The organism is Pseudomonas sp. GXZC (assembly GCF_026967615.1).
In the GTDB taxonomy this organism is placed as follows: Bacteria; Pseudomonadota; Gammaproteobacteria; order Pseudomonadales; family Pseudomonadaceae; genus Aquipseudomonas; species Aquipseudomonas azotoformans_A.
In genome coordinates this window covers 5352463-5364121 of record NZ_CP114115.1, presented here as the reverse complement: position 1 = coordinate 5364121, position 11659 = coordinate 5352463, and the positions used below count along the sequence as shown (strand labels likewise).

General features: G+C 58.7%; 11 protein-coding genes. 9 read left to right on the top strand and 2 right to left on the bottom strand.

What is annotated here, in order from left to right; genetic code table 11:
• Positions 1 to 2: 2 nt before the first annotated feature.
• A complete protein-coding gene (locus tag OZ428_RS25180) occupies positions 3 to 896 on the bottom strand; it encodes a DMT family transporter (protein WP_162240124.1) in 894 nt (297 codons plus the stop codon).
• Between the two features lie 160 nt (positions 897 to 1056).
• On the opposite strand from OZ428_RS25180, the gene OZ428_RS25175 reads away from it, so the two are divergent.
• Positions 1057 to 2481 carry an aminotransferase-like domain-containing protein gene (locus tag OZ428_RS25175; RefSeq protein ID WP_033901208.1) on the top strand — a complete coding sequence of 475 codons (1425 nt, stop codon included), beginning with the start codon at positions 1057 to 1059 and terminating at the stop codon, positions 2479 to 2481.
• A gap of 77 nt (positions 2482 to 2558) precedes the next feature.
• Here OZ428_RS25175 and ppsR read toward each other — a convergent pair whose 3' ends face one another.
• Complete coding sequence (ppsR, locus tag OZ428_RS25170) at positions 2559 to 3377, bottom strand: posphoenolpyruvate synthetase regulatory kinase/phosphorylase PpsR (RefSeq protein WP_003193298.1); 819 nt, start codon at positions 3375 to 3377, stop codon at positions 2559 to 2561.
• A gap of 178 nt (positions 3378 to 3555) precedes the next feature.
• Here ppsR and ppsA point away from each other — a divergent pair, with 178 nt between their 5' ends.
• The 8 genes from ppsA to OZ428_RS25130 all read left to right on the top strand — a co-directional run bounded on the left by ppsA (position 3556) and on the right by OZ428_RS25130 (position 11641).
• Entirely contained in the window at positions 3556 to 5931 is a 2376-nt protein-coding gene (gene ppsA, locus OZ428_RS25165; RefSeq protein ID WP_028617515.1) for a phosphoenolpyruvate synthase, read from the top strand.
• Positions 5932 to 6037: 106 nt separating this feature from the next.
• The gene (locus OZ428_RS25160; protein ID WP_269131669.1) at positions 6038 to 7027 is read left to right on the top strand and encodes an alpha/beta fold hydrolase; all 990 of its coding nucleotides are present in this window, start codon (positions 6038 to 6040) and stop codon (positions 7025 to 7027) included.
• A 188-nt stretch (positions 7028 to 7215) separates the two neighbouring features.
• A complete protein-coding gene (gene rraA / locus OZ428_RS25155) occupies positions 7216 to 7707 on the top strand; it encodes a ribonuclease E activity regulator RraA (protein ID WP_269131668.1) in 492 nt (163 codons plus the stop codon).
• A gap of 13 nt (positions 7708 to 7720) precedes the next feature.
• The gene (locus OZ428_RS25150; protein WP_269131667.1) at positions 7721 to 8716 is read left to right on the top strand and encodes a zinc transporter ZntB; all 996 of its coding nucleotides are present in this window, start codon (positions 7721 to 7723) and stop codon (positions 8714 to 8716) included.
• Positions 8717 to 8802: 86 nt separating this feature from the next.
• Positions 8803 to 9048 (top strand): hypothetical protein, encoded by a 246-nt coding sequence (locus tag OZ428_RS25145; RefSeq protein ID WP_005790375.1) that lies wholly within the window; start codon positions 8803 to 8805, stop codon positions 9046 to 9048.
• Positions 9049 to 9050: 2 nt separating this feature from the next.
• Positions 9051 to 9875, top strand: a complete 825-nt coding sequence (locus OZ428_RS25140; RefSeq protein ID WP_003175519.1) for a mechanosensitive ion channel family protein — start codon at positions 9051 to 9053, stop codon at positions 9873 to 9875.
• A gap of 87 nt (positions 9876 to 9962) precedes the next feature.
• Positions 9963 to 10553, top strand: coding sequence for an RNA polymerase sigma factor SigX (sigX, locus tag OZ428_RS25135; protein WP_010208495.1), 591 nt, complete (start codon positions 9963 to 9965; stop codon positions 10551 to 10553).
• Positions 10554 to 10660: 107 nt separating this feature from the next.
• Positions 10661 to 11641, top strand: coding sequence for an OmpA family protein (locus OZ428_RS25130; RefSeq protein WP_015885346.1), 981 nt, complete (start codon positions 10661 to 10663; stop codon positions 11639 to 11641).
• Positions 11642 to 11659 lie beyond the last annotated feature (18 nt).

Here is an 11659-nt window from a genome sequence, read left to right as displayed (position 1 = left end):
GGTCAATTTTTCTTTGCCAGGAGTTTTTCAACGGGCAGTTTGGTGATCGCAAAGCCGGCCAGCAGGATGGCCGAGTACAGCATCAGGTCGCGGGAAATCGACACGCCTTCGTACCAGGCGCCGATGATCACCGCGAACACCGGGAAGATGATGAACACGAACGACAGGATGATCGGGCTTAAGCGCTTGAGCAGCATGAAGTACACGATGAACCCGCCCACCGAAGCCACCAGGCCCAGGTAGAACAGCGCGCCCCAGGAGCGCAGGGTGATGGCCTCGAAGGTTGGCGTTTCAAACCACAGCCCGGCGACGAACAACATCAGCCCGGCAATCCCGATGGGCAGCGTGTTGTAGGTGATCACGCTGATGGCGCTGCCTTTCTGCTTGGTAATCACATAGCACAAGGCATGCATGACCGCGGCGGTGAGGATCGCCAGCACGCCGAAGAACTCCGCGTGGTCCAGGTGCAGGCCCTGGCTCTTGATGATCATGTAGAGGCTGCCGAAACCGATGCCGATGCCAACCACCTGGGAAAAGTAGATGCGCTCACGCAGGAACAGCGCGGAGAAAATCAGGATGAACACCGGCATGCAGCTGAACAGCAGCGCGGTCAGGCCGGACGAGACATGCATCTCGCCGTAGTTGAGCAGGTAGTAGGGCACGCTGAAGTAGGACAGGGTCACGAACACGAAGAACCAGCGGCTCTCACGGGGAAACAGGATCGGCTCGCGGCGCACCATGGCAAAACACAGGAACAGCGGGAAGGCGATCAGGAAACGCAGGCCGGCGGACGTCAGTGGTGGCACGCTCTCCACGGCAATCTTGATCCCCAGCCAGGTGGTGCCCCAACTCAGGCACACGATCAGGAACATCACGCTGGTGATCAGCCCGGCCAACCACTGTTTTTGGGTTTTGGTCTTGGCGGTGTTTTCGAGAACGGCGGACATTGGCATCGTTTATTGCTTCCCTGAGCCGGAATTGAACTCTATATTGAGCTTGTAATGAGTTGTAAAATTCGGCGATTGAACCCGTAAAAGCACACTATTAGGGCGAAAGATGGCTGTCAAAACAAATATTGACATGGTGTCAATTATGCGTGAGGGGTTGTCCAACGGTCAGGGCGTGAAGTACAAGCGCCTGTCCGATGTCATGGAACGGGGCATCCTCGAAGGCTTGATTGAACCAGGACGAAAACTGCCGCCCCATCGGGTGCTTTCCGACAACCTGGGTGTGACGATCGGCACCATCAGCCGGGCCTACGGCGAACTGGAACGCCTGGGGCTGGTGGTGGCGCGAGTCGGTGACGGCACGTTCGTGCGCAAGCGTGGGATGGAGCGCCAGCGTGATGAAGGCTTTCGCAACTTCAGCGAAGAACCGCGCCAGTACTTCGACATGAGCCGCAATATGCACATCCCCGGTCAGGAAACCGTGTTCCTGGCCCAGAGCTTCCAGACCCTGTCGACCAACGCCAAATTCCTCCAGGACATCAGCGCCTACACCCCTGACGCCGGCCTGCCGCGTTACCGTGAAGCGGGCGCGCAATGGCTGGTGCAGCGTGACTTTCACCCGATTCCCGAGCAGGTCATCTGCGTCAATGGCGGCCAGCATGGCTTGCTGTGTTCGATGATGGCGCTGTTACGGGCCGGCGATACGGTGGTCACCGAGCAACTGACGTATCCGGGCCTGATTACCGCCGCGCGGATGCTGGGTATCCGGTTGATCGGCCTGGAGATGGACGAAGAAGGTGTGCTGCCGAGCGCGCTGGACGAAGTCTGTCGAAATCACCGGGTTTCAGCGCTGTACTGCACGCCGACGATCCAGAACCCGACCACGGCGGTGCTTTCGGTGGCGCGCCGCGAAGCCTTGGTCAAAGTCTGTCGCGAGCACAACCTGCTGATTCTTGAGGACGAAGCCCACGGCGTACTGGTTGAAGACCGGCCGCCGCCACTCAGCCATTTCGCCCCCGAGCGTACGATTTTGATCAGCAGCCTGAGCAAAGCCGTGTCGGCCGGGCTGCGTGTGGGTTATGTGCATGCGCCTCCGGCGTTGGTCAGCCGTATTTCGGCGGCGCTGCGTTCGACTTGCTGGATGGCTACGCCCGTCACCCTGGAGCTTGCTACCCAGTGGATCGAAAACGGCACGGCGGAGTACCTGTTGCGCCAACAGATCAACGAGATCAGCCGGCGTAAGGCCTTGGTCCGCGACCTGCTGGCCGGTCTGGAATATCGCACCCATCTCAATAGCCCGCATTTCTGGATCGAAGTGCCGGAGCCCTGGCGGGCGTCGGAAATCGAAGCGGAGCTCAAGCAGAATAATTACCTGATCGCCACTGCCGAGGCGTTTGCCGTGGGGCAAACGGCGGTGCCGCAGTTTATTAGGGCGAGTATCTGCAACACGTCGGGGGATGATCAGTTGCTGCGGGCGGGGTTTGATGCGTTGGCGACAGCGCTGGGGCAGGGGGGCGGGCGCTTCCAGTTGTAGGCCTTGATCTTTGTGGTGAGCGGGCTTGCCCCGCGCGAGGCAAGCTCGCTCACAACAAAAGTGCCAGGCAGAAAATATTACTTGAAGCGCCGCTCCACGCCTTTCTCCACCAAAATTTTCGCCGAAATCTCTTCCACCGAAAAATGCGTGGAATTGATGTGCGCAATATTCTCGCGACGGAACAGATTTTCTACTTCGCGCACTTCGAACTCGCACTGCGCATAGCTGGAATACCGGCTGTTGGGCTTGCGTTCATTGCGGATCGCCGTCAGCCGATCCGGATCGATGGTCAGCCCGAACAGCTTGTGCGAATGCGCGCGCAGCGCGGCCGGCAGCGTCAGGTGCTCCATGTCGTCCTCGGTCAGCGGGTAGTTGGCCGCGCGGATGCCGAATTGCATGGCCATGTACAGGCAGGTGGGCGTTTTGCCGCAGCGGGATACGCCCACCAGGATCAGGTCGGCCTTGTCGTAGTAGTGGGTGCGGGCGCCGTCATCGTTGTCGAGGGCGAAGTTCACCGCCTCGATACGCTCCATATAGTTGGAGTTGTGGCCAATGGAATGGGACTTTCCTACCGAATACGACGAATGTTCACTCAGCTCTTGTTCCAGCGGCGCCAGGAACGTCGAGAAAATGTCGATCATGAAACCATTCGACGTTGCGAGAATCTCACGAATGTCTTGATTGACGATGGTGTCGAAAATGATCGGACGAAAACCGTCTTTTTCGGCCGCCAGATTGATTTGTTGTACCATGGCCCGCGCTTTATCCACGCTGTCGATGTACGGCCGCGTGAATTTGGCGAAGGTAATGTTTTCGAATTGCGCGAGCAGGCTTTGACCCAATGTTTCGGCTGTGATGCCGGTGCCGTCGGAGATAAAGAAAGCAGATCGTTTCATTTGAGCCCTGGGCCTTAAGCTGATGGCGAATCTTGGATATGATAGGCGCGATTTTGCCGTCCCGCAGTGGGCCGCATTCTCACTTATTTTCCAGGTCCAGGCCACAAGCGCTGGCGATTGCTCCTACTGAGCAGCCGGCGTCCTGAGCTTTTCCAACACAGTTAGTGGAGAGATCACCTTGGTAGAGTACGTAGTTTCCCTCGATAAGCTCGGCGTCCATGATGTAGAGCACGTGGGGGGCAAGAACGCATCCCTCGGCGAGATGATCAGTAATCTTGCAGGCGCTGGTGTCTCGGTGCCCGGTGGTTTCGCCACCACGGCCCAGGCTTACCGCGATTTCCTCGAACTGAGCGGCCTCAACGCTCAGATCCACGCCGCGCTGGACGCCCTGGACGTCGACGACGTCAATGCCCTGGCCAAGACCGGTGCCCAGATCCGCCAATGGATCATGGAAGCCGAGTTCCCCGAGAAGCTCAACGAAGAAATCCGCACCGCCTTCGCCGCGCTGTCGGCCGGTAACCCGGACGTCGCCGTGGCCGTGCGCTCCTCGGCCACCGCCGAAGACTTGCCGGATGCCTCTTTCGCCGGCCAGCAAGAGACCTTCCTGAACATCCGCGGCGTGGAAAACGTGATTCGCGCGGCCAAGGAAGTGTTCGCCTCGCTGTTCAACGACCGCGCCATTTCCTATCGTGTGCACCAAGGTTTCGACCACAAGCTGGTGGCCCTGTCTGCCGGTGTGCAGCGCATGGTGCGTTCGGAAACCGGCACCGCCGGCGTGATGTTCACCCTCGATACCGAGTCGGGCTTCCGTGACGTGGTGTTCATCACCGGCGCCTACGGCCTGGGCGAAACCGTCGTACAAGGCGCGGTCAACCCTGACGAATTCTACGTACACAAGCACACCCTTGAAGCCGGCCGCCCGGCCATTCTGCGCCGCAACCTGGGCAGCAAGGCTATCAAAATGATCTATGGCGACGAGGCCAAGGCCGGTCGCTCGGTGAAAACCGTTGAAGTCGACAAGGCCGAACGCGCGCGTTTCTGCCTGACCGACGCTGAAGTCAGCGAACTCGCCAAGCAAGCGATGATCATCGAAAAGCACTACAAGTGCCCGATGGACATCGAGTGGGCCAAGGACGGTGACGACGGCAAGCTCTACATCGTGCAGGCCCGTCCGGAAACCGTGAAAAGCCGCACGTCGGCCAATGTCATGGAACGCTACCTGCTCAAAGAAACCGGCACCGTGCTGGTGGAAGGCCGTGCCATCGGCCAGCGCATCGGCGCCGGCAAGGTGCGGATCATCAAGGACGTGTCCGAGATGGACAAAGTCCAGCCAGGCGATGTACTGGTCTCCGACATGACCGACCCGGACTGGGAACCGGTGATGAAGCGCGCCAGCGCCATCGTCACCAACCGTGGCGGGCGTACCTGCCACGCGGCGATCATCGCCCGTGAACTGGGGATTCCTGCGGTCGTGGGCTGCGGCAACGCGACCCAACTGTTGAAAGACGGCCAAGGCGTGACTGTTTCCTGCGCCGAAGGCGACACCGGTTTCATCTTTGAAGGCGAGCTGGGCTTCGATATCAAGCAGAACTCCATCGACGCCATGCCGGACCTGCCGTTCAAGATCATGATGAACGTCGGTAACCCGGACCGCGCTTTTGACTTCGCGCAATTGCCGAACGCCGGTGTGGGCCTGGCCCGCCTGGAGTTCATCATCAACCGCATGATCGGCGTGCACCCCAAGGCCCTGTTGAACTACGACGGCCTGCCGCTGGACATCAAGGAAAGCGTCGACAAGCGCATCGCCGGCTACAACGACCCGGTGGGCTTCTACGTCGAGAAGCTGGTGGAAGGCATCAGCACCCTGGCGGCGGCGTTCTACCCGAAAAAGGTCATCGTGCGCCTGTCGGACTTCAAGTCCAACGAATACGCCAACCTGATCGGCGGCAAGCTCTACGAGCCGGAAGAAGAAAACCCGATGCTGGGCTTCCGTGGCGCCTCGCGCTACATCAGTGAAGCGTTCCGTGACTGCTTCGAACTCGAATGCCGCGCCCTCAAGCGCGTGCGCAACGAGATGGGCTTGACCAACGTCGAGATCATGGTGCCGTTCGTGCGCACCCTGGGCGAAGCGAGCCAGGTGGTGGACTTGCTGGCTGAGAACGGCCTGTCCCGTGGTGAAAACGGCCTGCGCGTGATCATGATGTGCGAACTGCCGTCCAACGCCATCCTGGCCGAAGAATTCCTGGAGTTCTTCGACGGTTTCTCCATCGGCTCCAACGATCTGACCCAGCTGACCCTGGGCCTGGACCGTGACTCCGGGATCATCGCGCACCTGTTCGACGAGCGGAATCCTGCGGTCAAGAAGCTGCTGGCCAACGCCATCCAGGCCTGCAACAAGGCCGGCAAGTACATCGGTATCTGCGGCCAAGGCCCTTCCGACCACCCAGACCTGGCCAAGTGGCTGATGGAACAGGGCATCGAAAGCGTCTCGCTCAACCCCGATTCCGTGCTGGAAACCTGGTTCTTCCTGGCGGAAGGCCAAGCGTCCGCCTAAGATCGTCACGTCAAAAGTGCCGGTCACCCGTGGTGGGTGACCGGCATTCTTATCTGTACAGGGCGGGAATCCTCGCGGACGCCGCCCTTTTTTGTGCAAGAGCATTATGCAAAGCAGCAGCAACCTGTTTCCCGTCGCCCTGATCAGCGCTGAACGTCGTGGCGACCTGAGTGAAGACGTGTATCGCCTAAAACCCGGTAACAGCCCCGACGGCACTGTCGAGCTGGCGGTTACCCGTTTGGGCCTGGCCGATGTCCCGGAAAACCGGGGCATCCCGGTTATTTTGTTGCATGGCAGTTTTTCCAACCGACGCTTCTGGTATTCGCCAAAAGGCATCGGGTTGGGTGCTTATCTGGCGCGAGAGGGGTTTGATGTCTGGATCCCGGAAATGCGCGGCCATGGCCTGTCCAAGCGCAATCATGACTACGCCCGCAACCGCGTCGCGGACTATGCGCGTTATGATTTGCCGGCCATCGGCGCGTTCGTGCGTGAGCAAAGCGGACAGATTCCCCACTGGATCGGCCATTCTCTCGGCGGCACCAGCTTGGCGGCGGCCCTGGGTGGGCAGCACCTGGGTGCGCCGGCCGTGGCGTCGGTGGCGCTGTTTGGCTGCCAGGTCAGTCGCACCCACTGGCCGTTGAAACTGCCACCCGTGGAATGGACCGGGCGCCTGCTGTTGAAGCGTTTTGGCGAAGTGTCCGGCTCGCGCCTGAAGCGTGGCCCCGAGGACGAACCGGCGGGCGTGATGATCGAAGCCATGCGCTGGAATGGCCTGTTTGGCCGCTTCGGCGAGGGCAAGAACGATTGGTGGAAAGGCCTGGCTGAAGTCGATGTGCCGCTGTTGGCCGTCAGTGCGGCCGGGGATCATCAAGACCCCGACTGGGCTTGCCGCAAGCTGTTCGAGCAAATCGGCTCGGAGCACCGTCAGTACCTGTGCCTGGGCCGTCAGCAAGGCTTTACCGGGGATTTCGGGCATGTGGAGATGCTGGTGAGCAAAGCCGCCCAGGCCGAAGTGTGGCCGTTGGTCATGCAGTGGCTGAAAGATCCGCTCACACCCTTGCCAGGCGCGCAGGCCGAGGTGTTGGCTACGGTTTGAGGCAACGCTCTGCCAAGGGCGTTTCGCTCATGTGTGGTTGCGGCTAAGATATGACGCGTTAAACGCTTCTGGTCATATTCAGTCGCGCAGTGGCTATTGCGTTGCGGCGAGACGGATGGGATGTTTCGCACCTGCCCTGGCTGGCGCTTCTTTCGAAAGACACCTCTTTGACGGAAAGGAATTTTTCAATGAACCATTACGTGACCCCCGATCTGTGCGACGCCTACCCGGACCTGGTGCAGGTGCTCGAACCGATGTTCAGCAACTTCGGCGGCCGGGACTCGTTCGGCGGCGAGATCGTCACCGTCAAATGCTTCGAAGATAACTCCCTGGTCAAGGAACAAGCCGATCAGCCGGGCGCCGGCAAGGTGCTGGTGGTCGACGGTGGCGGTTCCCTGCGTCGCGCGCTGCTGGGCGACATGATCGCCGAGAAAGCGGCAAGAAACGGTTGGGAAGGGCTGGTGATCTACGGATGCATCCGTGATGTTGACGTCATTGCCCAGACCGATCTGGGTGTACAGGCCTTGGCCAGCCATCCGATGAAGACTGACAAGCGCGGTATTGGCGACCTGAACGTGGTCGTTACTTTCGCGGGTGTGACCTTTCGTCCGGGTGAATACATCTACGCCGATAACAATGGCGTGATCGTTTCCCCCAGCCCGCTGAAAATGCCCGAATAAGACAGGAGTAAGGATGTTCGAGGAAGAAAACGCGCAATGGGGCCTGGTGCATGCCCTGGTGCTGGACGGTAAAGGCGGTGCGCGTTCGATTGCCCGGACTGAACTCGACGACTTGCAACTGCAGCCCCAGGAGAGCCTGTGGCTGCATTGGGATCGCAGCCACCCGCAAACCCAGACCTGGCTGCGCAAATCCAGCGGCTTGAGCGAGTTTGCCTGTGACCTGTTGCTGGAGGAAAACACCCGTCCGCGCCTGTTGCCGCTGCCGGACTCGGAATTGCTGCTGTTCCTGCGCGGGGTCAACCTAAACCCCGGTGCGGAGCCGGAAGACATGGTCTCGGTGCGCATCTTCGCGGCTGCCTGCCGTGTGATTTCCCTGCGCCTGCGCCCCTTGCGCGCCACTGACGAGCTGTTGGTGCAGTTGGCGGACGGCAAAGGGCCGAAAACCGCGTCGGAACTCATCCTTTATATGGCGCAGTACCTGACCCATAAAGTGCAGGATCTGGTCTCCGACCTGTCTGAAATCGTCGATGCCGAGGAAGAAAAACTCGATACCGACGAACGGTATACCCCGGAACACGGCAGCATTTTGCAGATCCGCCGACGAGCGGCCGGGCTGAAGCGATTCCTCGCCCCGCAGCGGGATATTTTTGCCCAGCTCACGCGGATCAAATTGCCGTGGTTCTGTGATGACGATGCCGACTACTGGAACGAATTGAACAACAGCCTGACCCGTTACCTGGAAGAACTCGAATTGACCCGGGAGCGCGTGGGGCTTGTGCTGGAGGCCGAAGACCGGCGTTTGAGCGTGCGCATGAACCGCACCATGTACCGCTTCGGGATTATCACCGGGATCTTCCTGCCGATGAGTTTTCTCACCGGTCTGCTGGGCATCAATGTGGGCGGTATTCCGTTCTCCGCCAGCCCCTATGGATTCATGGTGGCATGCCTGTTGATGGTCTCGGTGGCACTCGGACAATGGTGGCTTTTTCGACGATTGCGCTGGGTTTGAGCTGAATATGACCTGAACGTAGGAAGCGTCCTATGTGACCCCAAGAATTTTACCCTCGTCTTTTAAATCACTTGCGAGAGGTCTTTATGCACGATCCGTTCGAACAGTCTTTGCGTGACATGCTCAATGCCTCGCCGTCCAACCGCGACGACGATGCCTGCCTGGGCCGCGTGTTGAAAACTGCCAACCGCCAGGTGGGTGCGGGTGACCTGTTCGGTCTGCTCGGCCGCTGGCTGCCGGCGTTGATGATGGCCCTGAACAACGGTTCGGCCCACGTATCGCCGGTTTCCCGTCGTAAACCTCTTGCTCGCACTGCTGATAAGGCTGATTGAATATGGAACTTGATCTCTGGACCCAGAGCCTGGTCACCGCGATGACCGCATTGTGGACCAAGGTGGCGAATTTCATTCCCAACCTGTTTGGTGCCCTGGTACTGGTGTTGCTGGGCTTTGTCGTGGCCAAGCTGCTCGACACCCTGCTGTCCAAATTGCTCGCAAAACTGGGCCTGGACCGTCTGATGGCCGGCACCGGCCTGACCAAGCTGCTGGGTCGCGCCGGGCTGCAAGTGCCGATCTCCACCTTGATCGGCAAGATCGTCTATTGGTTTGTTTTGCTGATTTTTCTGGTTTCTGCGGCTCAATCCCTTGGACTTGAGCGAGTTTCAGCTACGCTCGACATGCTGGCGCTGTATTTGCCGAAGGTTTTCGGCGGCGCGCTGGTGCTGCTGGTAGGCGTTTTGCTGGCGCAACTGGCCAATGGGCTGGTGCGCGGCGCCGCCGAAGGCGTGGGGCTGGACTATGCTGCGGGCCTGGGGCGGATCGCCCAGGGCTTGGTCATTATCATCAGTATTTCGGTCGCGATCAGCCAGTTGGAGGTCAAGACTGACCTGCTCAACCATGTGATTGTGATCGTTTTGATTACCGTTGGTCTGGCCGTTGCGCTGGCCATGGGCTTGGGAAGCCGGGAAATTGCCGGTCAGATTCTTGCGGGAATCTATGTGCGTGAGTTGTATCAGGTTGGGCAACAGGTGCGTGTGGGCGAGGTCGAAGGGCAAATCGAGGAGATCGGCACAGTCAAGACGACGGTGCTGACCGATGACGGCGACCTGGTGTCGTTGTCCAATCGGATTCTTCTTGAGCAGCAGGTCAGTAGCCGCTAATCCGGCAAACCCTGCTAATGTACGCCGCCGCAAACCCGGCTGACCGGGCTGTAGCGGACATTGACCTGACTGTCGGCACGACTTGTTTTGAATAAAGCCCAAACGCTGTCCACGCGCTATGACCCCCGTGAGCTCTCTGATGAGGAGTTGGTCGCGCGCTCGCACACGGAGCTGTTTCACGTAACTCGCGCGTACGAAGAATTGATGCGCAGATATCAACGCACTCTGTTCAACGTTTGTTCAAGGTATTTAGGGAACGATAGAGATGCGGATGATGTCTGTCAGGAAGTGATGCTCAAGGTGCTGTATGGCCTGAAGAACTTCGAGGGCAAATCGAAGTTCAAGACATGGCTATACAGCATCACGTACAACGAGTGCATCACGCAGTATCGTAAGGAACGGCGAAAGCGTCGCTTGATGGACGCGTTGAGTCTGGACCCCCTCGAGGAGGCGTCTGAAGAGAAGGCGCCGGCACCCGAGGAGAAGGGCGGACTTGATCGCTGGTTGGTGTATGTGAACCCGATTGACCGGGAAATTCTGGTGCTACGATTTGTCGCAGAGCTGGAATTTCAGGAAATCGCTGACATCATGCACATGGGTTTGAGTGCTACAAAAATGCGTTACAAACGTGCTCTTGATAAATTACGTGAGAAATTTGCGGGCGAGACTGAAACTTAGTGCGTGGCAAATATCTCTTACGTGTAGGCAAGTTCTGTTAGACTTGTCGCCGAGTTGTCCCCCGGTTTGTGGGACTGCTTTACAATCACCAGATGGGGATTTAACGGATGAAACTGAAAAACACCTTGGGCTTGGCCATTGGTTCTCTTATTGCCGCTACTTCTTTCGGCGTTCTGGCACAAGGCCAAGGCGCAGTTGAAGGCGAGCTGTTCTACAAGAAGCAGTACAACGATAGCGTCAAGCACATCGAAGACGGCTTCAATCCTGGCGCTCGCATCGGTTACTTCCTGACCGACGACCTGTCCTTGAACCTGTCCTACGACAAAACCAACCACACCCGTTCGAACGACGGTACTGGTAACCAGAAGATCAAAGGCGATACCGGCAGCCTGGTTGCCCAGTATCACTTCGGTCAAGCTGGCGTAGACAGCCTGCGTCCATACGTAGAAGGCGGTTTCGGCCACCAGAGCCGTACCAACGTTCAAGCTGACGGCCACAGCGGTCGCGACCAGACTACCTTCGCTACCGTTGGTACTGGCGTGAAGTACTACTTCACCAACAACCTGTACGCTCGTGCCGGTGTTGAAGCTGACTACGGTCTGGACAACGGCAAGTGGGACTACTCCGCACTGGTCGGCCTGGGCGTGAACTTCGGCGGTAACGCTGGCGCAGCTGCTCCAGCTCCTACCCCAGCACCAGCTCCAGAGCCAACTCCAGAGCCAGAAGCTCCAGTTGCTCAGGTTGTACGTGTTGAGCTGGACGTTAAGTTCGACTTCGACAAGTCGGTTGTTAAGCCTAACAGCTACGGCGACGTGAAAAACCTGGCCGACTTCATGGCTCAGTACCCAGCTACCAACGTAGAAGTTGCTGGTCACACTGACTCCGTAGGTCCAGACGCTTACAACCAGAAGCTGTCCCAGCGTCGTGCTGACGCTGTTAAGCAAGTCCTGGTTAAAGACGGCGTTGCTCCTAGCCGTATCACCGCAGTAGGTTACGGCGAATCCCGCCCAGTTGCTGACAACGCAACTGAAGCTGGTCGTGCTGTTAACCGTCGCGTAGAAGCGTCGGTTGAAGCTCAAGCTCAGTAATTACTGAGTGGTAGAAAA